This window comes from Empedobacter sp. UBA5528 (assembly GCF_002426075.1).
GTDB lineage: Bacteria > Bacteroidota > Bacteroidia > Flavobacteriales > Weeksellaceae > Empedobacter > Empedobacter falsenii_B.
The window spans coordinates 1-21,853 of the sequence record NZ_DINY01000007.1; the positions used below are offsets into that span (position 1 = coordinate 1).

General features: G+C 30.8%; 23 protein-coding genes and 1 pseudogene. 8 read left to right on the forward strand and 16 right to left on the reverse strand.

The genetic code is table 11. From position 1 onward, the window contains the following. Positions 1-132 precede the first annotated feature (132 nt). The 3 genes and pseudogenes from bshA to B4L98_RS02190 all read right to left on the reverse strand — a co-directional run bounded on the left by bshA (position 133) and on the right by B4L98_RS02190 (position 4,174). A complete protein-coding gene (bshA, locus tag B4L98_RS02180) occupies positions 133-1,269 on the reverse strand; it encodes an N-acetyl-alpha-D-glucosaminyl L-malate synthase BshA (RefSeq protein WP_125348800.1) in 1,137 nt (378 codons plus the stop codon). Between the two features lie 23 nt (positions 1,270-1,292). Beyond that, a pseudogene (locus B4L98_RS02185) lies at positions 1,293-2,267 on the reverse strand (serine hydrolase domain-containing protein); the annotation flags it as partial. A 158-nt stretch (positions 2,268-2,425) separates the two neighbouring features. Beyond that, on the reverse strand, positions 2,426-4,174 hold the full coding sequence (locus B4L98_RS02190; protein ID WP_260391930.1) for a glycoside hydrolase family 3 protein: 1,749 nt from the start codon (positions 4,172-4,174) through the stop codon (positions 2,426-2,428). A 111-nt stretch (positions 4,175-4,285) separates the two neighbouring features. Between B4L98_RS02190 and B4L98_RS02195 the strand changes: the two genes are divergently transcribed. Then, positions 4,286-5,365, forward strand: coding sequence for a TerC family protein (locus B4L98_RS02195; RefSeq protein WP_286494642.1), 1,080 nt, complete (start codon positions 4,286-4,288; stop codon positions 5,363-5,365). A gap of 73 nt (positions 5,366-5,438) precedes the next feature. Here B4L98_RS02195 and B4L98_RS02200 read toward each other — a convergent pair whose 3' ends face one another. The 3 genes from B4L98_RS02200 to B4L98_RS02210 are packed head-to-tail and all read right to left on the reverse strand — an operon-like array spanning position 5,439 to position 9,843. Next, entirely contained in the window at positions 5,439-8,480 is a 3,042-nt protein-coding gene (locus tag B4L98_RS02200; protein ID WP_286494643.1) for an AAA family ATPase, read from the reverse strand. Beyond that, a complete protein-coding gene (locus B4L98_RS02205) occupies positions 8,480-9,685 on the reverse strand; it encodes a metallophosphoesterase family protein (protein ID WP_125348858.1) in 1,206 nt (401 codons plus the stop codon). Before B4L98_RS02205 ends, B4L98_RS02200 begins: the two co-directional genes overlap by 1 nt. Positions 9,686-9,687: 2 nt before the next feature. After that, positions 9,688-9,843: a hypothetical protein gene (locus B4L98_RS02210; protein ID WP_185144078.1), complete on the reverse strand. Its 156-nt coding sequence runs from the start codon at positions 9,841-9,843 to the stop codon at positions 9,688-9,690. Positions 9,844-9,996: 153 nt separating this feature from the next. Here B4L98_RS02210 and B4L98_RS02215 point away from each other — a divergent pair, with 153 nt between their 5' ends. Further along, a complete protein-coding gene (locus B4L98_RS02215; RefSeq protein ID WP_219033578.1) occupies positions 9,997-10,131 on the forward strand; it encodes a 30S ribosomal protein THX in 135 nt (44 codons plus the stop codon). A 259-nt stretch (positions 10,132-10,390) separates the two neighbouring features. Further along, positions 10,391-10,759, forward strand: a complete 369-nt coding sequence (locus B4L98_RS02220) for a DUF4822 domain-containing protein (protein WP_291077478.1) — start codon at positions 10,391-10,393, stop codon at positions 10,757-10,759. Between the two features lie 73 nt (positions 10,760-10,832). Here the strand turns inward: B4L98_RS02220 and B4L98_RS02225 are convergent, their stop codons facing one another. Beyond that, complete coding sequence (locus B4L98_RS02225; RefSeq protein WP_291077451.1) at positions 10,833-11,426, reverse strand: hypothetical protein; 594 nt, start codon at positions 11,424-11,426, stop codon at positions 10,833-10,835. Between the two features lie 148 nt (positions 11,427-11,574). On the opposite strand from B4L98_RS02225, the gene B4L98_RS02230 reads away from it, so the two are divergent. Both B4L98_RS02230 and B4L98_RS02235 read left to right on the forward strand, forming a co-directional pair. After that, positions 11,575-12,093, forward strand: a complete 519-nt coding sequence (locus B4L98_RS02230) for a nucleoside 2-deoxyribosyltransferase domain-containing protein (protein ID WP_180904942.1) — start codon at positions 11,575-11,577, stop codon at positions 12,091-12,093. Between the two features lie 127 nt (positions 12,094-12,220). After that, entirely contained in the window at positions 12,221-12,460 is a 240-nt protein-coding gene (locus B4L98_RS02235; protein ID WP_038334521.1) for a hypothetical protein, read from the forward strand. Between the two features lie 31 nt (positions 12,461-12,491). On the opposite strand, the gene B4L98_RS02240 is transcribed toward B4L98_RS02235, so the two are convergent. From B4L98_RS02240 to B4L98_RS02255, 4 genes are all read right to left on the reverse strand, one after another. Continuing rightward, positions 12,492-13,193 (reverse strand): polysaccharide deacetylase family protein, encoded by a 702-nt coding sequence (locus B4L98_RS02240; protein ID WP_280045388.1) that lies wholly within the window; start codon positions 13,191-13,193, stop codon positions 12,492-12,494. 234 nt (positions 13,194-13,427) lie between these two features. Then, positions 13,428-14,156, reverse strand: a complete 729-nt coding sequence (gene lptB, locus B4L98_RS02245; RefSeq protein WP_125348857.1) for an LPS export ABC transporter ATP-binding protein — start codon at positions 14,154-14,156, stop codon at positions 13,428-13,430. 30 nt (positions 14,157-14,186) lie between these two features. After that, positions 14,187-15,548 (reverse strand): pyridoxal-phosphate dependent enzyme, encoded by a 1,362-nt coding sequence (locus B4L98_RS02250; RefSeq protein ID WP_291077453.1) that lies wholly within the window; start codon positions 15,546-15,548, stop codon positions 14,187-14,189. Positions 15,549-15,581: 33 nt separating this feature from the next. Then, a complete protein-coding gene (locus tag B4L98_RS02255; protein WP_115001360.1) occupies positions 15,582-16,811 on the reverse strand; it encodes an ABC transporter permease in 1,230 nt (409 codons plus the stop codon). A gap of 74 nt (positions 16,812-16,885) precedes the next feature. On the opposite strand from B4L98_RS02255, the gene B4L98_RS02260 reads away from it, so the two are divergent. Both B4L98_RS02260 and B4L98_RS02265 read left to right on the forward strand, forming a co-directional pair. After that, complete coding sequence (locus tag B4L98_RS02260) at positions 16,886-18,112, forward strand: exo-beta-N-acetylmuramidase NamZ family protein (protein WP_260509545.1); 1,227 nt, start codon at positions 16,886-16,888, stop codon at positions 18,110-18,112. A 4-nt stretch (positions 18,113-18,116) separates the two neighbouring features. Next, positions 18,117-18,719, forward strand: coding sequence for a hypothetical protein (locus B4L98_RS02265; protein ID WP_180904946.1), 603 nt, complete (start codon positions 18,117-18,119; stop codon positions 18,717-18,719). A 49-nt stretch (positions 18,720-18,768) separates the two neighbouring features. On the opposite strand, the gene B4L98_RS02270 is transcribed toward B4L98_RS02265, so the two are convergent. The 5 genes from B4L98_RS02270 to B4L98_RS02290 all read right to left on the reverse strand — a co-directional run bounded on the left by B4L98_RS02270 (position 18,769) and on the right by B4L98_RS02290 (position 21,333). Next, complete coding sequence (locus tag B4L98_RS02270) at positions 18,769-19,152, reverse strand: hypothetical protein (protein WP_115001364.1); 384 nt, start codon at positions 19,150-19,152, stop codon at positions 18,769-18,771. Positions 19,153-19,259: 107 nt separating this feature from the next. Further along, positions 19,260-19,601 (reverse strand): hypothetical protein, encoded by a 342-nt coding sequence (locus tag B4L98_RS02275; RefSeq protein WP_115001366.1) that lies wholly within the window; start codon positions 19,599-19,601, stop codon positions 19,260-19,262. Positions 19,602-19,653: 52 nt separating this feature from the next. Next, positions 19,654-20,082: a hypothetical protein gene (locus B4L98_RS02280; RefSeq protein ID WP_291077456.1), complete on the reverse strand. Its 429-nt coding sequence runs from the start codon at positions 20,080-20,082 to the stop codon at positions 19,654-19,656. A 76-nt stretch (positions 20,083-20,158) separates the two neighbouring features. Next, on the reverse strand, positions 20,159-20,725 hold the full coding sequence (locus B4L98_RS02285) for a DUF4920 domain-containing protein (protein WP_291048640.1): 567 nt from the start codon (positions 20,723-20,725) through the stop codon (positions 20,159-20,161). An 11-nt stretch (positions 20,726-20,736) separates the two neighbouring features. After that, positions 20,737-21,333, reverse strand: a complete 597-nt coding sequence (locus B4L98_RS02290; protein WP_219033584.1) for an NUDIX hydrolase — start codon at positions 21,331-21,333, stop codon at positions 20,737-20,739. Positions 21,334-21,374: 41 nt separating this feature from the next. Between B4L98_RS02290 and B4L98_RS02295 the strand changes: the two genes are divergently transcribed. Then, the gene (locus B4L98_RS02295; RefSeq protein ID WP_219033585.1) at positions 21,375-21,773 is read left to right on the forward strand and encodes a hypothetical protein; all 399 of its coding nucleotides are present in this window, start codon (positions 21,375-21,377) and stop codon (positions 21,771-21,773) included. The last annotated feature ends 80 nt before the right edge of the window (positions 21,774-21,853 follow it).

The window sequence follows — 21,853 nt, forward strand, 5'->3', positions numbered from 1 at the left end:
GAAAATTCAGGGGGATATCCAGACGCAATTTCTGGCTTAATAATAAAACAATATATCTTATGGTTAAAAGGCGATAAGACGTCATGGAAAAAATGGGAGGAAGAAAATCCTATTAAATAAAAAAATCGGGATTTACCCGATTTTAGATTTTGCAATTACTTTGCGATACAATTCTTCATATTGCGGAAGAATATTCGTTTTATCAAATCGTATCGCTTGTTCTTTTGCTTGATAACTAAACTCTGCCAAACGCTTTTCGTCCTCTAAAATATAAATCGCTTTTTCTGCCATCATTTCAATATCTCCTACTGGGCAAACAAAACCAGTGACTCCGTTAATATTTACTTCTGGAATTCCGCCTGCATTGGACGAAATAACCGGAACACTTGCCGCCATAGCTTCAAGTGCTGCCAAACCAAAACTTTCTTGTTCGGAAGGTAAAAGGAATAAATCTGCCGCTTTCAAAACATCATTCAAGTCACTTACCATTCCAAGACTTTTCACTTTATCTTGAATTCCAAATTCTTGAATCATTTGATCCGCCATATCCCATTCAGGACCTTCTCCAGCAATAATCAATTTCGATGGAATTTGTTTCTGGATCAAATTAAACGTTCCAATTACATCTTCAATACGTTTTACCTTTCTCAAGTTTGAAGTGTGCAAAATTACCTTCTCTTTTGGTTGCGCAAAATTATCACGACAACACACACATTTCTCTGGCAAATATTGATCATTATCAATAAAATTTGGCACTACTTCTATTTCATTTGTAATGTCAAATGCTTGTAAAGTATCTTGTTTCAAACTTTCGGAAACTGACGTTACAGCATCCGATTCATTGATCGAAAACTCAACAGCCGTTTTATACACAGGATGTTTCCCTACCAACGTAATATCTGTTCCGTGCAACGTTGTTACAATTGGTAATTTATACCCCTTTCGAGCCAACATTTGTTTCGTAAAATACGCCGCATACGCATGCGGGATCGCATAATGTACATGAACCAAATCTAATTCGTAATGCAAAACTTTATCATACAAAATTGTACTCAACGCCAAATCGTATGGCTGATATTGAAACAATGGATACGTTTCGACATGAATTCGATGAAAGTATATATTTGGTAATTTGATGTTTAATCTCGCAGGAACATTTGTGCTAAAAAAATGTACTTCATGACCTTTTTCCGCTAAATCCATTCCCAGTTCTGTTGCCACAATTCCACTCCCTCCATAGGTTGGATAGCATACAATTCCTATTTTCATTCGCGATTTTTATTTAGACAAATTTAAGGTAAAATTGCTTCATAAATTACTTGTCGAATATTTTCTCTCACTTTTTTAATGGAAAGATAATTTGGTTCGACGGTTTCATTGACACGATTCGAAAGAAAAATATACACTATGTTATATTTAGGATCAGCCCAAACCATAGATCCAGTAAAACCTGTATGACCAAAACTTTCGACAGATGGGCCAACTTTAGAAATATGTTGCATTTTATCAAAACCAGCTCCACGATGATTTCCTTTGAATTGTTGTTTTGTAAATTCCGCAACTATCTCTGGCTTCAAATAAACCTCATCGCCATATTCTCCACCATTCAAATACATTTGCATCAATTTTGCCAAATCAATCGAGTTAGAGAATAAACCAGCATGACCAGCAATTCCGCCCATCATCGCAGCTCCTTGATCGTGTACAAAACCATGTACCAATTGATTTCTATAGGTTTTGTCGTATTCGGTTGGAATAATATCTTCTAAACTAAATTTTTCTTTTGGATTAAAAGTTGTGCGATACATTCCCAATGATTGATAAAATTTTTCTTGTGTCAATTGATTCAAATCTTTCCCAAAATCCTTTTCTAATTTCTTCTTGAAAATATAATAGCCTAAGTCTGAGTATTCGTATGATTTACGGCCTAAAGATGATTTATAAATATCTTCGTAAATCGTATCTTTAATAGAGTTGATAATATAAATGTTATCTGTAACTTTTATCTGATGTTCCTCATCTTGCTTTCTCGAATAGAAATCTAAATATAATCGCGCATTTTTTACATTGACAGTTTCATTGTAAAAACCAATCCATGGCTTAAGACCAGCTTGATGCGCTAATACTTCACGAACTTTTAAGGAAGATTTGTTCGAGTTTTTTGCATCATTATCAATTTCTCCAATTGTTTGCTCAAGGTTTAATTTTCCTTCGTTTACCTCCAGCATCAACAAAGGCAACGTCGCCGTCACCTTTGTTACAGAAGCGACATCATATAAATCTGTTCACTTCACTTTTTTTAAAGAATTTTTATCTTGAGTTCCAAAGCTTTTATCATACACGATTTTCCCGTCTTTTGCGACTAAAATTTGCATTCCAGGCGTGTAATGATTTGCAATTGCTTCTTCGGCAAGTTTATCTATTTCTAAGAGTTTTTTTTTCCTAAATTCACATTTTCAGGTGCAGTAAATCCTAAACGTTTGATGTGTTTTGTTACAATTCCTTGCCCTTCTTTCAAGTTTTGATTGATATCTACCGGAAATGTTCCATCTGCATCAATTGCTCCAAAAATAACTTGCGCAGCAGCTGCTTGCGCATCTTTTGTATTTTGATAATGAACTGTAACCGCATCTAAATTTGATAAATCAAGATCTTTCAAACCATAAGGACTTGTGAATAATGAGAAGATTTTCTTTTTATCTTTTGGTAATGCTTTCAAAATTGCTTTCGAGTTATCTGACAATTTATATGGTTTGTAAACCGTTTCATTCGATAAAAACGCTCCCGAAATAATCACATCATAATCATTCAATAAATTGATCTGATTTGGATTTGAAATCTTCACCAACTCAACATTTGTATATTTTTGTAAATGTCTCAAAAATTGATCATAATCTGTTTGTTCAAGGGGAACAAAAGCTATTTTTTGATTCAATTTTTTAATTGGTAAAAGTTTGTGTTCATTCTTTACAACTGTCGAAGCTTTCTCAAAAATTTTAGTTGTTAACGCTAAATTTTCAGGAGAATTTAAATCTTCTAAAACATTTGCAGAATTTAAAGTTTTTATTTCATTTAAACCTGTAATATATTTTGCCATCAAAATTTTCTTCACACTTTCTTCTAAACGTGCTTCAGAAATCTGACCTTTATTTATTGCATCAATAATTTTTTGTTTCCCAACGTGTACATTTTGCGAAAACAATAAAATATCATTTCCCGCTACAAATGCTCTATAATCTACATCACCAGCAGGAAACATTTTTGCTACACCATCCATATTCAACGCATCTGTAATCACAATTCCTTTGAATTGTAATTCTCCTTTCAAATAATCTGTAATAATATTTTTAGATAAAGTTGAAGGTATTTTTGGATCTGGTTCTAAAGCTGGAACATTTAGATGCGCCACCATAATTGACTGTACACCTTCATCAATCATTTTCTTGAAAGGTGCAATGTGATATTTCTCTAAATCTGCTTTATTATCTGGAATCAACGGCAAAACTTTGTGCGAATCTTGATCTGTATTTCCATGTCCAGGAAAATGTTTTGCAGACGATAATACGTTTTGCGCACGCATTCCATCCATATAAGCAATTCCTTTTTCTGCAACTCGATCTGGATTTGAACCAAAAGAACGATTCCCGATAATTGGGTTATTTGGATTAACATTGACATCAACTGAAGGTGAAAAATTAAACTGAACACCCATTCTGTTCGCTTGTATACCAATTTGTTTTCCAACTTGATACACCAACTTATTATTGCGTAGAGCACCAAGCGTCATATTCCAAGGAAAACGCTCCACTCCTTTCAAACGCATTGCCAATCCCCATTCTGCATCCATTCCAATTAACAATGGAATTTTAGAAATAGATTGAAATTTATTTGTCAACTCAATTTGATGAGCCGCTTGATCTTGCATAAAAATTAATCCTCCGATATGTTCTTCTTCAATTAATTTTTGAATATCATTTTCATGCACCACATCTCTATTTGTATAGGCTGCAACGATAAATAACTGACCTACTTTTTCTTCCAATGACATTGAATTATACTTCTCATTCACCCATTTCATCTGAATAGAATCTTTGTACAATGGCGAAACGTGTTGCGCTTTCGAAGCTATAGGTAAAATAATTGTTAAGAATACGTATGCGATTACTCTTTTCATTCCGGAATAAATTAATTTTGCTTGTTTTTTCTTTTTTAGAAACATTTTTTAAAGGCCAATCAAGTTAGGATTGGTAAATTTATAGTAAATTGTCAAATTAAATAAATTTATATGAGTATTTTCAGTGTTGTACAGGATAGCATGTTGAATCATCCTGGACTAATAACTGTTTTTGGAGTTGCAGTAATTATTATGTTACTACTTGATTTAGGTGTTTTTAATAAAAATGCACACGCGGTTTCGAACAAAGAAGCGCTTACTTGGACTATCGTTTGGATTTCCTTGGCGATGATTTTTAGTGGAGTGATTTATTTCGTTTTTAAAGAAGCAGATGGACATGCATTTGCCATCAATAAATTTTCGCAATTCCAGGCGGCGTATTGGATAGAAAAAGCCTTATCCGTAGATAATTTATTCGTCTTCATACTCGTTTTTGGATTCTTTAAAATTCCAAAAGAATATCAACATAAAGTCCTTTTTTGGGGAATTTTAGGTGCTCTTCTTTTTAGAGCAATCTTTATTTTTGCAGGTGTTGAATTAATTAAAATGACTTATTTACCATCTTTTTCTATTGGAGATTGGCACTTTAATCTTGGTGATGAAGCAACTCATGCAAATTTTGAAGCAAAACAATTCTTCCGTCCAAATGTCGTTTTAACACTGTTTGGTTTCTTCTTAATTGTCGCCGGAATCAAATCTTGGAAATCAAGTGATGATGATGAAAATCAAGATTTATCACAAAATTTTGGTGTTAAATTGGTACACAAATTCTTTAAAGTTACACCGAATTTTGATGGAGATAAATTCTTTTCTGTTCAAAACGGAATTAAAATGGCAACACCACTTTTCGTCGCTTTAATGGTAATTGAAGTAACTGATTTGGTTTTCGCTGTAGATAGTATTCCTGCTATATTCGCTGTTGCTCCAGACGATCCTTTTATTCTATATTCATCTAATATTTTTGCAATTTTAGGACTTCGTTCATTATATTTCTTGTTGGCAAATTCAATGGATAAATTCAATAAACTACATTACGGCTTAGCGATTATTTTAAGTTTTATCGGAATTAAAATGATTATTATGCCATTCTATCATTTCGAATCGACTATTTCATTGTCAATAATTGGTGGAGTTTTATTAATAACAATTATTTGGTCGTTAATTTCGAATAAATCAGAGGTTAAGGAATAGATTATTATCTTCATATAATGATAAACCCCAAGATTAAATTCAATCTTGGGGTTTATTTTATAATCATTATACCTTACGAAACAACTTCTATCAAACTACCTCTTTCTTCATCTTTTGTGATTTGCAAAGCAACTGGAATTCGATCTTTTAATTCGTCTACGTGAGAAATAATTCCGACAATTCGGTTTTCTTTTTGTAAACTCATCAACGTTTCAAACACGATATTTACCGCATCTGCGTCTTGCGTTCCAAAACCTTCATCAATAAAGAAGAAGTTCTTTTCCGACTTCGCATTTGTTTGCACACTTTCTGCCAAAGCCAAAGCCAAACTCAAAGAAACTTGGAAAGATTGTCCCCCAGAAAGCGTTTTCACACTACGTGAACGACCTTCGTTCAAATAATCTATAATCTCAAAATCATTGTTGTCATTCATTTGTAAACTTAATTGATTTCTCGTCATTCGATGAAATCTCACATTTGCGTTATCACATAATTGTTTCAAATAAATTAACGAAACATATTGCACAAATCCTGCTGAATTAAACAAATTTCGCATCGTTTGTAAATTAGCCGCACGCTTTTTCAACTTTTCCAATTCAATTAACAAATCTTTCTTTTCTACAAAAGATTTATTCAATCGCTCAATTTCAGCTTTTATTTTAGTTACAACTTCAGTAGCTTCTTTCAATTGACTTGTCACAAAAATCAATTTTTCTTCTTGTATTTTATAAATCGTTTCATCAAAAGAAACTTCCGATAATTTTTGCTCTAATTCATGAATTAAATTTTTCAACGTTTCATACAAAATTCGAAAATCTTCCAACTCTTTTCTGATTTGAGAAACATTAAATTTCTGATTTAAAACAAATTGAACCTCTTCAATGTTTTGTATTTGATATTTTTCTAATGCTTTTTCTATTTGATTTTGATTAATAGCCAACTCTTCTTTTAACTCAATAAGTTGTTTTTCAACTAATTCAATTGAAGTTTTTTGAGAAGCTAATTTTGGATTCAATTGATTTAAACTTTCTGTAAATTGAATATAATCTTGTTCAATTTTTGTATTATTTAACTTTAAATCATTCAAATTTTGAAGCACATTTTCTGTTGTTTGATTTTGAAAATCTTCAAATTTCAAGACTTTCAAATTTGCTTGATTTTGCTTGATTTGAGAAGCTTTTTCAGCTTCTTCTAATCTAAATTTTTCTAAAGCATTTTTATATTTTTCAACAGATTCACGTTCTTTCTCTAAAGTTTCACGAAAAGTTTCAATCTCTTTATTTTTATCCGAAATTGTTTTGTCCAAAGCAACAGCTGCTTTCTTTTTTTCTTCAAATAATTCAACATTTTTCGAATCAAAATCTTTCCAAACAAACAAATTCAGATGATTTTCTTGTTCAATTTTCAGATCATTCAAAACTTGATTTTCTTGTGCAATTTGTTTTTCAATAAACTGTTTTTGATCAATCATTTTCTGAACTTCATTTTGTTTTTTCTGAAGCGATTTTAACTTTTCATCAATTTGATTTAATTCATTATTTACAACTTCAAATTTCGTGGAAATATCATCAATTTCAACAATATTCGGATGCTCTAAAGCGCCACAAAGCGGACAAGATTCACCTTCGTGTAAATTATGTGCAAAATGAACCAACTTTTGCTGAACTTCTAATTCATTTTTCTGTTTTTCAATTGATTTTTTAGTTGATTCAAGCTTTTCAAATTCAGAACTAAACCAATTTTCAAAACTTGAAATTTCAATATTATCTGTTTTGAATTGAGCTTCGAAAACATTAATTTGTTGCTTTTGCTCATCTATTTTAGTTTGTTGTTTCTGAATAGATTGTTGCAAATTTTGATTCTGAACAAACCAATTTCCAACCTCCATCAATGTTTGCGCATCTATTTTTGACTCAGCTAAAGTTTTGACTTCTTTTTCAGATAATTTGATTGAAGCTTCAATTTTCTGTTCATTTTTCTGAACCTCTTCAACTTCTTTCAAACCTTTTGCTGTTCTTACTTTTAACTTTTCTATCTCCTCTGAAAAAGTTAAAATTTGAACTATTAATTCTAAATCTGTTTCTTCTTTTCGTTTTATTGGTAAAGTTTCATAATCAGTTTTAATCGCTTCAATTTGGTTCGAAATTTCTTTGATTTGATTCTCGATTAAAGTCAGTTGTTTTTGTTGATTTTCAACTGAAATTGACTTTTCTTCAATCTGATTTGAAAGTTTTTTATGATTTTCTAAAAGTTGAGAAAACGCATTAAAAATCAATTCATAGCGCTCAATTTCAAGTTTTCGTTGATCCATTTCATTTTTCTGAACTGAAACTTTTTCAAAATCAATTTTCTTTTGTTTTAAAGTCTCAAAATCTGATTTCAACGCTTTTAAACGTTGAAATGATTCATTCATTTGATTATATTCTTCTTGAACTTGATTGGTAACTTTTGTTTGCTCAATCAAATTTTCTTCAAGCTCTTTTATTTTTTCTTCCGAAACTTCTTCAAATCCAGATAATTTCCCTTCTAGTTGATTCAAATTCGTTAAGTTTTGAGAATTTAAAGCTGCAACTTTATCTTGTAAATCATAACGATGAAGTCCAAAAATTTCCTTCATCATTTGTGTTCGATCTTTTGCACCCAACTCAATAAATTCCTTGAATTGCCCTTGCGGAATAATAATTGTTCGTTTGAAATTTTCGTAACTCAACCCAATTATTTCTTCTGCTTTCGAATGATTAAGCGGAATCCATTCATTGTCTTTTTGTTCATAAAAAACAACTATTGGCGATTTTACATCTTCAAAACGTTTCGAATTTCTTTTAAATTCACGTGTTGCTCTGAATAATTTTTGTTCAAAATTATAGAAATCAAACTCGATATATGCCAAATTCGATTTCAAATTCATCATATTGTAAGCACGCTTATCTTTGGAATTTAGACGTTCTGTTTCGCCATACAAAACGTACATAATCGCTTCCAAAATTGACGATTTTCCGGAACCTACATTCCCGAAAATTCCAAATAATCCTGCTTCTGTTAATTCAGAAAAGTCAATTGTTTGACGTTCTTGATACGAATAAAGTCCTTCTATGGTTAATTTTACTGGAATCATTATGAATTCAAAATTTCGTTAAACAAATCCTTTATTTCGTCGTTTGGTTCTTGATTTCCATTTTTCGATTTGAAATAATCTGCAAACAATTCCTTCATATCTTTTGTTTGATCTGCAAACTTATACTCAACCATTTCAACCTCTTGATTTTTAACTTTCGGAATCAAATGAATAATTCCATCATGTGATTGATAAATCAATTTTCGTTCATCAGCTTTCAAAAAAGAATCACTTTCTAAAATCAATTCAACCAACGCATTTTGATTTTCATTCAACCATTCTACAGCTAAATTTATATCATCAAAAGTTTTTCGAATAAGCGGTTTTCCATGCTTTAATTCAATTTTATGATAAGAAATAGTTTTATTTGGTTCTGCTTCTATTACCGAAACATACTTGGTTTGACCAGCTTCGGAAAAACTATAACACAAAGGCGAAGAGCTGTACACAACAGGTTTTTCTTCTGTTCCGATGTTCTTAAAACCATGCAAATGTCCAAGCGCTGTATATTGAATTTGAGGCGGAATAGCTTCGGAAAAAATCATATCTGCATTTCCAATTTTAATCGGTTTTTCGCCTTCTGGTTCCTCTAAAATTTCAGCACCTTTTTGGTTCATATACAAATGTGCTATCAATAAATTAACACCATTTTCGTCACAATATTCATCCGCAATATTTTTCCAATTTGTCGCTAAAACTTCATTCAATGCATCTTCTTTATTCTCTCCAAAATATTGTTTCAAACGAATTTCGTTTGCATAAGGCGTATGAATAATTCGAATCGGGTAATCGAAAGAATTTAATTTCAATTCAATCATTCCTTCTACAGATTTTAAAATTTTGAAATCATTTAATTCAAATTCCTGAATTTTTGCATTTGGATAACCAATCAAAATAATTCCACATTCGCGTGCCAACGGATCTGGCGCATCAATCAAACTTGGAGAATCGTGATTACCAGAAATCGCTACAACAGGACGTTTTCCGTTATTCGAAAGTCTTTTTAATGTTTTATAAAATAATTCTACAGCTTCCACACTTGGATTAAAATTATCAAATAAATCGCCCGCAATAAGTACCAAATCGACTTGTTGTTGATCTGCAATTTCGATAATCTCGTTCATCACTAAAATTTGTTCTTCTAATCGCGAAAAACTATCCAATTTTTTGCCCAAGTGCCAATCGGCTGTATGTAGAATTTTTATCATTATTCTTCCGTTTCTGGTTTATTTTTATCATTAAATCGTTGATTGATTGCTTTTAATCGAGCTTTGCGTTCAGCTTCGGCTTCTTGCGCTTTACGTTTCTTTTGATCTAACTTTTTCTTATGCGCTTTTTTATTTGCATCTGTATTTCTACTCATTTCTATTTGGTTTAAAATTAATTTTTCTCCACGCCAAATGATGTCGCAAAGTTAGATTAAATGATAAAGAATTGTAAATCTTTTGTCCAACTAAATTGAAATTATTAACTTGGCTAGAAAGTAATCGAATTTATTAATTTTAAAACATTTATAATGGGAAAAGGCGATAAAAAATCGAGAAGAGGAAAAATTGTGAATGGCTCTTATGGTGTAAAACGTCCGAGACATAAGTATTATTATGAGGAAGATGTTGTTGAAGAAAAACCAACCAAAAAAGCTAAAAAGTAATTTTTTGAAGCTGAAAATCAGGATTGATTTTCAGCTTTTTTATTTTATTCAACTCAACAATAATTTATCCAATGATGAGAATAAAATCTACAATTTAAGCCATTAAATATTGAGTTTATTTGTGCTATCAAAAAATAAAACATGAATATTTTTAAAAAGAATTACAACAAGCATTTTTGTATTATTGGTTGGATTAACACTTTTTAGTTGTAACAATGATGATGATTAAGGAATTACAGAGCAATTAACGCCAAGCGAAATTTTATCCTTTACTTCTTGGGAAACAACTAATGCTTTGAACAACAAAGGACAAAATGTAGCCTTAACAGACACTAATGTTTCTAATTTTGTAGGTTATGCCTATTTCAAAAAAGATGGTACATTTACTATGTTCAATTTAGATGATACGCCAAAAATGAAAGGAGATTGGTCTGTTTCTGAAGATGGAAAAACAAGAACAATCGTTGCTAAAAATGATGCAGGAGAAGTTTTGTTTACACGAATTGTTGACTTTACAGTTTTAACAAAACAAGAATTTACTTACAGAATTTATCCGTCTAATGATGATAAATCTGTTTATTTCGATATCGTACATACGCCTACAGCTCACAAAGAGCCAACAAAATAGTGTCACATCAATATCATCCAAATATTTAAATTTAAAAAGCTAAGCATCAATTGACACTTAGCTTTTTTTGTTATTATTTCACAAATTTATATTCAACATTATTCCAAAAAACATAAGCTCCTTCTTGTTTTAAACTTTCAGGCTTATCTATAATTCTTGGAAAAATATTGTCTTTTGTCATTTTTCCAAAAGAAGAACTTTTACCAGAAGCAGAACTTCCATTTTCAGGATCTACAACAGCATAAGACTCAAAATGTTTGAACAAATAAAATGAATTTGTTGTTTTATCAATTCGACCCAACAATATTTTTCTTGAACCGTCAGTAGCATACAGATTATTTTCTTCTATAGTTGATTTAAATTTAGACGTTTTCAATTCTTCATTGATTATAATCGAATCTTTTTTCAATTCAATAGATTTGACAGAAAGATCTTCGTAAAGCGTCCACGTTTTCTTGAAAAAAGCTTCTGCTTCTGCCGGATAATCTTTTCCGTTTACTCCTTTGTAATAGTATGCATCTAAAATTGAAACATTTTTATCGAATTTGAAAATTTCAGTTTCCGTTGGTTGAGGATTCGTAGGCTGTTCTTTGACTGGAGTTGTCACTTCGTCTTCTTGACAAGAAAAGATTACAAAAGCAGCAAAAAAAGGTAATAACTTTTTCATGTATGATTATTATTTATACTAAACAACCTCAAATCTATTCAAAAAGTATAAAATCTATGTTAAATATTCTTTGTTTCAAGCCAATTCTAACAAAAGTCATTAAATACAAAATCAACAACCTCATTATATTTACAGAAACAAAAACAACATGAAAGCAATTTTATTTGCCTTATTTCTATTATTGAATACTACAATTTTTGCTCAATCTCTTGAAATAAAATCGCCGAATAAACTTCCTAAAAATGATCAACGTACAAAGATATTTTTGGGCGGAACAATTGATATGAGAAATTCTGAAGATTGGCAAGCGAAGGTTTCAAAAGAATTGAAAAATGAAAAAGTCATCTTGCTAAATCCTCGTCGTGATGATTGGAATACCGCTTGGAAGCCTGTGAAAGAAGAGCCCGAATTTCGCAAACAAGTGGAATGGGAGTTGAATGCATTAGAAAATGCAGACTATATTATTATGTTTTTTGGAAAAGATTCTAAAAGTCCGATTAGTTTGTTAGAAATGGGATTGTATGCAAAAAGTGGAAAACTTTTGGTGATTTGTCCAGATGGTTTTTGGCGAAAAGGAAATGTTGATATTACGGCAGAAAAATATGGTGTAAAACAATTTGATTCGATAGAAAATGTGTTAGATTATTTAAAAAATATTCTAAAATAATTAATTATAAGAGAGAGAATTAAGTTTTGAATCGAAAGGTTTAACATATAATTTTATTTCTCAAAATCTTATTTTAAAAATTTATGTTTTAGCTTTGAAACCGCTTTAATAGTAAGTTTTACAGATTATGAAACATAATGATTTGGAAATTAATCGGTTGATTGAACGATTAGAATCTTTAGGAATTTTGGTCGAAAAAATCGAGAGTTCTGGTTTTGGTAGCATGTTAAATTTTGAAATGATTTATCAACTTCCTGAACAAAATATTTCTAACGCTATCAATTTTAGACGTTTTGATATACAAGATGTTTATCTTTATTTCAAAGAGGCTGTTAATCAAAAAGGAGATTTACTTTTTATAGAATAAACGAAAAATGCTCAAGAATTTGAGCATTTTTTTATTTCAATTTTTGTAAGTCATTAACTGTATAAAACTTCATATCATTATTCTTCACAAACTTGCAAATCTCTTCTAAGGTTTTAAATTCAGTTTCATAATTATTAATTGCTTTTGCAACTGTTTTATGCGCGTAAAAAATGACTATCTTATTGTTATCCTTTGCATATTGCAACAACGAAATATAATAAGGCACATTAAAATGCTCGTAACTATTATCGATTCCTAAACCAAAAAATAACGGTTTATTTTGATAATAACAGTTCTGAAAATTAGGCGCTTCGTTTCCATAAGTTGTTCCTCTTAAGGTTTTAAAATGATTGAAAAGTAATTGACCCGATTCTACACTTCGATCGCCATAAGGATAAGAAAAATCGGTTACATCAAAACCTTTGTTTTTCATCAAACTTAGCATTGGAGCGATTTCTTTTTCAATAAATTCTTTTCCTCCAAATTCTTTTATATACTTTGTTGTATATACATGAATTAAACCATCCGCAGCAATCTCATTTCCGTTTTGTTGCAGATAAGTTAACTCACGAATTTGACTCTCCGAAAGCTTATCAAAATGCGTTACATAAAACGTTCCTTTCCAATTGTATTGTTTCAATTTTAAATTCGCATTGAACCATTCGTCCACATAATCATCATCAAATGTAAGCACCACTCCTCCTCTATTTGTAGATTTTTTTGTTTCTTTTATCGCATCTTATTCGTGTGTACAGCTATTCAACACAAAAATTGAAATCAGACAAACAAAATAATAGTTGAGTTTTAGCATTCTTTATCAGTAAGTTTTAGTAGTTAAATATATCGAAAAAGCAACTATTAAAATCAGAAATTTTTAAAATTAAGCAAATTTTAATTTTAGATGATTTTGAAGTTTTAAAAAAAAACCACTCAAAATTGAGTGGTTTAGAAAATACTATATTGTAATTTATATCTGCTGATACATAAAGTTTTCACCTAGATAAACGCGACGAACATCTTCATCATTTGCTAATTCTTCTGGCGAACCTTCTTTCAAGATTTTACCTTCGAACATAATATATGTTTTATCGGTAATTGCAAGCGTTTGCGATACATTATGATCGGTAATTAAGATTCCGATATTTTTATCTTTTAACGAACGTACAATTTTCTGAATATCCTCAACCGCAATAGGGTCAACTCCAGCAAAAGGCTCATCTAATAAAATAAAATTAGGTTCTGTTGCCAAACAACGTGCTATTTCGCAACGACGACGCTCACCTCCAGAAAGTAAATCACCACGATTTTTACGAACATGCTCTAACGAGAACTCTTCAATCAAAGCATCTGTGCGCATTTGTTGCTCTTTTTTGGAATGTTTCGTGAATTGTAAAACTGATTTGATATTATCTTCTACAGAAAGTTTACGAAAAACAGAGGCTTCTTGCGCCAAATATCCAATACCTTTTTGCGCGCGTTTGTACATCGCATCGTTTGTGATATCTTGTTTATCCAAAAAAACTTTTCCTTGCGTAGCCTTTACCAAACCAACAATCATGTAGAAAGAAGTCGTTTTACCAGCACCATTTGGTCCTAATAATCCAATAATTTCTCCTTGTTCTACTTGAAAAGACACATTTTTTACGACATGTTTTTTACCGTAATCTTTTACTAAATTCTGACCTTTTAATACAATTCCCATATCGCTTCAAAGATAGGATTTTTGTTATTTAATCGAGTTAATAATATCATATTTTGTGATGATATGATATTTTCCGTTTTCTAATTCTATTAAAACAGCTTGATTATCCTTTGTAATTAACTTCGAAACTTCTTCGATAGATGTTCCTGCTTTTACGACTGGATATGGTTTTCCCATTATTTCGTGAACAGGTTTTTCAGCAACATTTCTATCTTCTAAAAATGCTTGAAACAAATCTGATTCATCCAAAGAACCAACAATTCCATTCACGTCCATTACTGGAATTTGAGAAATTTTGAAACGACGCACACGATCAATTGCATGAGAAGCCAATTCCTCTGTACGAACCGTAACCAAAGGTTTATCAACATGTTCTTTGATTAAATCGACAGCTGTTTTGATTTCTTCGTCCAAATATCCTCTGTCACGCATCCAATCATCGTTAAAGATTTTTCCTACATAACGAGAACCTGAATCGTGGAATAAAACTACTACAACATCATCTGGTCCGAATTCGTCCTTCATTTGCAACAATCCTTTGATCGCTGATCCCGAAGACATTCCAACAAACAAACCTTCTTCTAAAGCTAAACGACGCGTATAAACCGCTGCATCTTTATCAGTCACTTTTGTAAATCCATCAATAATATCAAAATCTACGTTTTCTGGTAAAATATCTTCACCAATTCCTTCTGTTACATAAGAATACACTTCATTTTCGTCGAAGATTCCTGTTTCTTTATATTTTTTGAAAACTGATCCATACGTATCAACTCCCCAAATTTTAATATTAGGATTTTTTTCTTTCAAGTATTTCCCAACTCCTGAAATTGTTCCTCCAGTTCCAACACCAACAATAAAATGCGTTACTTTTCCTTCTGTTTGTTCCCAAATTTCTGGTCCAGTTTGCTCATAATTCGCAATTGCATTTGATGGATTATCATACTGATTGACATACCAACCATTCGGTGTTTCTTGAGCCAAACGTTTAGAAACTGAATAATAAGAACGTGGATCATCTGGCTCAACATCCGTAGGACAAACCACAACTTTTGCACCAACAGCGCGCAAAATATCCATTTTCTCTTTCGATTGTTTGTCTGTAATCACACAAATTAATTTGTAACCTTTGATCACAGCAGCCAAAGCCAATCCCATTCCTGTGTTACCAGAAGTACCTTCGATAATTGTACCTCCTGGAACTAAACGACCATCTTTTTCGGCATCTTCAACCATTTTTAACGCCATACGATCTTTACAAGAATGACCAGGGTTAAAATATTCAACTTTTGCTAAAACTGTACATGGTAAATCCTTTGTAATCTTATTAATTTTAACCAAAGGTGTATTCCCAATCGTTTCTAATATATTGTTTGCGAATTTCATTTTTTTCTAACTTTTAAATTAAAACATTAAATTTTATCTAAAATTAATAGCTTTTGCAGGTGTAATTTTAGATATCATATACGAAGGCAAAAGTAATACAATTGCACAAACTAATAACGCTCCTGCATTTAATAAAACAATTGTGCCAAAGTCTAAATAGACTGGAGCTGTTGATAAATAATAGTTTTCTGCTGGAAGTTTTATAATTCCGAAATATTTCTGAATGAATAATAATCCAAGTCCAATTACATTTCCAGCAATTAATCCTGGTAACATGATAAATAATGCGTAATTGATGAATAATTTTCGGATTCGCCAATTTGTCGCACCAAATGCTTTTAAAATTCCGATTGAATGTGTTCGTTCTAAAATTAATATCAATAAAACCATCACCATATTAATCACCACCACAAAAAGCATGATAAAAAGAATAATGACAATATTTTTGTCGAAAATCGAAATCCAATCATTAATCTGAGCAAAAGATGCTGTTGCTGATTCTGCATACAAATTATATGGAATATTTTCTTGCACACGCTTTGCAACTGGATCAATATTTTCGACATCATTTACAAATAGTTCGAAACCACCAACAGTTGTCGAATCCCAACGATTAAGGCGTTGCACATGCTTGATATCACCAAACATAATTTGATCGTCAAAATTTTTGATATCAGTTTTGAACAATCCAGAAATGGTAAATCGACGATAAATAGGCTTTGTATCTTCTTGAATAAAATACATCACAAACGAACTATCAACATCCAATTTCATTTCGTCCGCAATCTTTTTAGATAATAAAACCTCATCCATTATCGAATCTTTATTGATTCGAGGAAAATGTCCTTTTACCATAAATTTTTCGAAACGAACCGAATCATAATCTGTTCCAACTCCTTTGAACACCACACCACTAAAGTTTTCATCCGTTCGGATAACACCACTTTTATTGGCAATTGCTTGTACATGTTCTATTTCTGGAATCGATTTAAACTTTGGATAAAAAGCTTGATGAAGTGATAATGAATCGGAATTTAATGACGTATTACTATTATAGTTTCTAATCGTAATATGACCATTAAAATCGGCCAATTTTTCTTTGATTGCCATTCTTGCTCCAACACCAGTCGAAATTGTCACCAAAGAAACAATCAACCCTAATGCTACCGCAATTTGACCTACTCGAATAATAATACTCGATAAGTTATTTTTAGTATTTTTACCAAGCGCAATTTTTTTTGAAAACCACCAAGAAAAACTCAAATTATATATTTTTTATAAGATTAAAACTAACTTTAAGCTTTAAATTCGCCTAAATTCAAATGATTCAAAACGAAATGAAAAACTTTGTCAAATATACATCAATTGGTTTACTTAGTTCAGTTATTTTTTTCGGCTTTTCTACTCCAATTTTAGCTCAAAATAATACATCAAAAACGATAGAAAATCATTCAACTATTCTTGTTGGAGCAGAAAATACAACTAACTATCTTTCGAAATTGAAAGGTAAAAAAGTTGGATTAGTTTCTAATCAAACAGGCATTGCAACAATTAATGGAACAACGATGCATACAGTTGATTTGTTATTAAAAAATAACATCAATGTTATAAAATTATATTCGCCAGAACACGGTTTTCGTGGAGATGCTGATGCTGGTGCTAAAGTAAAATCTGGTGTTGACGCAAAAACTAACTTGCCAATTATTTCGCTTTATGGTGATAATAAAAAACCAAAAACTAATCAGATTGCTGATGTAGATGTTTTGATTTTTGACATGCAAGATGTTGGTGCGCGTTTTTACACATATATTTCTACTTTGCATTATGTTTTGGAGGCTGCGGCTGAAAATGGTAAGAAAGTAATTGTATTGGATAGACCAAATCCGAACGGACATTATGTGGACGGACCTGTAATGAAAAACGAGTACAAATCATTTGTTGGAATGCACAATGTTCCGATTGTTTATGGAATGACGATTGGCGAATATGCACAAATGATAAACGGTGAAGGTTGGCTAGCAAATGGTGTAAAAGCAGATTTGGAAATTATTCCACTTATCAATTATACCCATCAATCCAAGTATAATTTACCAGTAAAACCATCACCAAATTTACCAAATGCTCATGCGATCAATTTGTATCCAAGTACATGTTTGTTTGAAGGAACAAACGTCAACGAAGGTCGTGGAACAGATATTCAGTTTCAAGTTTATGGTTCACCATTCCTAAAAAATATGCCTTATCAATATACGCCAACTTCAAAACCTGGTGCAACAAGTCCAAAATTCAAAGATGAAGTTTGTTACGGTGAAGATTTATCGAATGTTCCGTATCAATCTGCCATCAATTTAAAATGGCTTATTAATGCGTATAAAAACAATACGAAACAACCTTTTTGGACGATGAATGGTAAAAAGTTGTGGATTGATCAACTTTCTGGAACTGATGAATTGCGCAAACAAATAGAAGCAGGTTTATCAGAAGAAGAAATAAAAGCAACTTGGCAAAAAGATTTGGAAGCTTTCAAGAAAATAAGAACAAAATATTTGATTTATAAGGATTAAATTAATGCAAGTTAAAAGAAGCGTTCTTCAGAAGCTGTCTACAAATGAATTAAATTCTTATATCAAAGATGATTCTAGATTTGTTCCTGAAGCAATAAAAATAGCTTTCGAAATTTTAAAAAATGAACGAAATGTTCAGTTTTCTGAAATTGAAACAACTCGAATTAAAAATTTAATTTCATCTAAAATTATTTATCATGAAAAAGAAAAAAAGAAAAATTCTTTCGAACCAAATTTAGTTGAAGACATTGAGGAGAATAATGAAGTTCCAAAACTTCATACTAAAACTGAAATTGTTTTTCATTCAAGCGTATTTTTTTCTTTTATTGGAGCTGTATTATTCTATAAAAATCTAAAAAAAATTAAAGACATTATGCTCTTTCATTATGTCATTTTAGTTCTTTTTAGCCTTTTAATGTTAGTTTTTGATTATTATTTGTACGAATATATAGTTAATCATCAAGAAGAATTATCACATATTAAATACAAACGTTTTGGTAATTTCGGGATATTTATAACAATTCGTGGAATAGCAAATTTCATTCTTATTAGTTTAATATGGAATTACTTTTTTGGAAAAGATTTTAAGTATAGGGAATTAAAATAATTAAAAACGGAAGCCAAATTTGACTTCCGTTTTATATGTTTTAGAATGATTATTTTTCTCCTACAACAGCAGAAATAGATTCGCCTAATTCTTTTACTTTTTCATATAATTTTGTTGAACCTTTTTCAAATTCAATTGTAATTTTTCCTTCTCTTGCTTTTATTTCTAAGGAATCTCCTTCTCTCCAAACGTAATTTTTTCCTTCAGTCACTGGTTTTCCAAATACTTTTCCGATTTCTTTGATTGCATTTGCCGACTTTGGTTTATCAAAAATTGCTGAGTATGAATATACTTCGTTGCTATCACTCACACTAACTGAAACATTAGAATGAGTTGTTGAACTTGAATTTTTGCTAACTGATTGTGATTTAGCTGTTTGTCCGTTACAAGCAAAAGCTATTAAAGTTATTGCGATAAATAATGTCTTTTTCATATTTTTATTTTTTTATAAAATTCTGAAAAAGATTAATTTGCATTGGTTAATGAACGGTTAACGAAGCGTTAACACAAAACGAGCTACAAAATAATTGTAGCTCGTTTTTAAGTATTAAATTTATTTATATTTTTTGTCGCAAGAATTTTATCTCCAAGATTTTTAATTTTATCTACAATTTCTTGATTATCTGTACTTTTTTGAATCTCCATTTTAAGTGAATTATCATTCAAAATAATTTCAAAACTTCCTCGTCCAGTCCAGATATAACCAGATTCTTCCAAAATTCCTTCACCAAATTCTTTCTCGATTGTTTTCTTTATAATCTCTTTTTTATCCGAATTAAAAGTTCCTTTCATCGAGTAATAAGACTCCGTATTATTCGCTCTCAATTGTGCAAAAACTGCAAACGTTAATAACATTAAGAACAAGCTTAAATATTTTTTCATTTAAGGTCTATTATTTAAGATAAATATATGAAATTTTTCAGCAAAAAACATTTTATAATTCGTTTAATATTTCAATAGTTAAGAATTCTCCAGTCATCGAATCAAAAGAAAATAAACAGTTTAGACGACTATAATCATTTGCCAAACGATTTGGATCATTATTAATAATTCTTTGATAATCATTATTTTTACGAATCTGAGTTTCATCAACATTTCTATTCAAATCAAAAATATTTTGACCTTCATAAACCTTACAAATTGGATTTGGAGAAAGATAAAATTTAATCGAAACAATCATTTCATCAACAATTTTCACAGAAATGCCTTTTTCCTTGTACAATACAATTTTCCCTTGAGGAATATTTTGCTCTGAAATATCAGATTCAAATTCAGTTTGAAATGATTGAAATAATTCGTCATTTACCGATTTTCCGATCAATGAAAAATACTGATTTGGATTGGCTTGAAATAAGTTTATCATATTTTATAGAATTGATTTCATAAAAAAACCTTTCCAAAAATAGAAAGGTTTTGATTAATTATTGAGTTAAAAAACCTTAGTTTTCTTTCAAATAAACTCCGTCAGCTTCAAAATTATATTGCAACTGAGGTTTTGTTATTTTTGCGATTTCTTCTTTCGATTTTCCTTCATCTTCTGCATAATGACGTAATTTCTCTACAGAAATTTCACTTACAAAAGCTTTTCCGTGTACGACAACATTCGCATTTTCACCATCTAAAGGCATAAAAAATCCATAATCTTTGAAACGCACAAACGATTGTTCTTCGCCTTTTCCAAGATCAACTTTCATCCAACAACCTTTCTTTTTGCAAACAGATTCTATCGTCGAAACAAACTGAACATTTTCCAAAGAATCACCACTTTTCATGTTATCGTATAACTTTCCAAGTTCACTTTTCGTCAATGTATTTTTGATATCAAACGATTCTCCATACACTTGATACGCGTATAAATCGTCTATTTTAGCCGTTCCGTTATCTAAAATTTTTGATTGAACTTTCGAAGCTTTTTCAGTTTTAGCCTTCGTTTCTTTTTTTGTTTGTGCATTTGTTGTCAATACAAAACAAGTTAAAGCACAAAGAGTTAAAATATATTTTTTCATAAGAGTCTTATTTAGTTCAAATTTAAATAATTGTCCATTAACAATTTTATATTTGGATATGAATTTTCTAATAATTGAGGAATTTCATTCTCTTTTTTCCATTCAACCGATTCAATTCCTTCCTCAGTTTGCGGCAAAGGCAATTCAACACCGTCATAAAAAACTTCGAACCAAAATGTTTCTTTGATAATATATTCTCTCAAAAAATAAATGTGAAAAGTAGGCATCAAAAATCGTTTCAACTCTAAATTTGTCAAACTACATTCTTCTTCAATTTCGCGAATTGCAGATTCTTCTCTCGATTCTCCTTTCTCCATTTTACCTTTTGGCAAATCCCATTTCCCAAGTCTGAAAATGAACAAATAATCGTCTTGCGGATTACGAACAATTCCGCCCGCGGCTTGAATATGTTTGTAATATTTTAAGAATTTCGTCCAAACAACATCAATATCTTCACTAAAAATATTGACTAAAGCGGCTGCTTTTGATGATAATAAATGAAAAGATTCATCAAATTGAGCTTCATTTTGAAACAAAATATTTTTTGCTTCAGGATTAGATTGGTTGCTGAAAGTTAACAAACTTTCATTAAAAAAAACTTTGTACATTTGAACGATTTGTTACAAATTTATAAAAAACTCACAAGGATATGAAGGTAAATACAAATAAAGTCCGTTTTGCAAAAAATCAACAAGAAGCATACACTTTTTTGTTGGATATGAAGAATTATGAGCAACTGATGCCAGAGGATACAAAATCGTTTGAAATTCATGAATCTGGAAAAGGATTTACGGTTGGTGTTGGTGCTTTGCCAAAGGTTGGAATGCGTTTAAAAGAGACAGTTGAGCCATCGAAAATTGTTTTCGAATCTCCGGCACCTGCTTTTGAATATACTTTGACAATTTCTATTGATGCAGTTGATGAGAATTCGTCTGATGTTTCGTTAGATTTTGATGGAAATTTCAATATGATGATCGAAATGATGGCGAAAAAACCATTGACATCTTTCATTGAAACTATTGCAGAAAATTTAGGAAAAATAGGGTAAAACCATTTTTTCGGTAAATAAAATTTCTAAAACTGTTAAATAAACTTTATATTTTAAAGTTATTTAGCAGTTTTTTTATC

Bases quoted from the DNA above. Each gene is read 5' to 3' on its own strand.
- bshA (WP_125348800.1), bottom strand. From the start codon at position 1,269: ATGAAAATAGGAATTGTATGCTATCCAACCTATGGAGGGAGTGGAATT.
- B4L98_RS02190 (WP_260391930.1), bottom strand. From the start codon at position 4,174: ATGAAAAGAGTAATCGCATACGTATTCTTAACAATTATTTTACCTATA.
- B4L98_RS02195 (WP_286494642.1), top strand. From the start codon at position 4,286: ATGAGTATTTTCAGTGTTGTACAGGATAGCATGTTGAATCATCCTGGA.
- B4L98_RS02200 (WP_286494643.1), bottom strand. From the start codon at position 8,480: ATGATTCCAGTAAAATTAACCATAGAAGGACTTTATTCGTATCAAGAA.
- B4L98_RS02210 (WP_185144078.1), bottom strand. From the start codon at position 9,843: ATGAGTAGAAATACAGATGCAAATAAAAAAGCGCATAAGAAAAAGTTA.
- B4L98_RS02215 (WP_219033578.1), top strand. From the start codon at position 9,997: ATGGGAAAAGGCGATAAAAAATCGAGAAGAGGAAAAATTGTGAATGGC.
- B4L98_RS02225 (WP_291077451.1), bottom strand. From the start codon at position 11,426: ATGAAAAAGTTATTACCTTTTTTTGCTGCTTTTGTAATCTTTTCTTGT.
- B4L98_RS02230 (WP_180904942.1), top strand. From the start codon at position 11,575: ATGAAAGCAATTTTATTTGCCTTATTTCTATTATTGAATACTACAATT.
- B4L98_RS02235 (WP_038334521.1), top strand. From the start codon at position 12,221: ATGAAACATAATGATTTGGAAATTAATCGGTTGATTGAACGATTAGAA.
- B4L98_RS02250 (WP_291077453.1), bottom strand. From the start codon at position 15,548: ATGAAATTCGCAAACAATATATTAGAAACGATTGGGAATACACCTTTG.
- B4L98_RS02260 (WP_260509545.1), top strand. From the start codon at position 16,886: ATGAAAAACTTTGTCAAATATACATCAATTGGTTTACTTAGTTCAGTT.
- B4L98_RS02265 (WP_180904946.1), top strand. From the start codon at position 18,117: ATGCAAGTTAAAAGAAGCGTTCTTCAGAAGCTGTCTACAAATGAATTA.
- B4L98_RS02270 (WP_115001364.1), bottom strand. From the start codon at position 19,152: ATGAAAAAGACATTATTTATCGCAATAACTTTAATAGCTTTTGCTTGT.
- B4L98_RS02275 (WP_115001366.1), bottom strand. From the start codon at position 19,601: ATGAAAAAATATTTAAGCTTGTTCTTAATGTTATTAACGTTTGCAGTT.
- B4L98_RS02280 (WP_291077456.1), bottom strand. From the start codon at position 20,082: ATGATAAACTTATTTCAAGCCAATCCAAATCAGTATTTTTCATTGATC.
- B4L98_RS02285 (WP_291048640.1), bottom strand. From the start codon at position 20,725: ATGAAAAAATATATTTTAACTCTTTGTGCTTTAACTTGTTTTGTATTG.
- B4L98_RS02290 (WP_219033584.1), bottom strand. From the start codon at position 21,333: ATGTACAAAGTTTTTTTTAATGAAAGTTTGTTAACTTTCAGCAACCAA.
- B4L98_RS02295 (WP_219033585.1), top strand. From the start codon at position 21,375: ATGAAGGTAAATACAAATAAAGTCCGTTTTGCAAAAAATCAACAAGAA.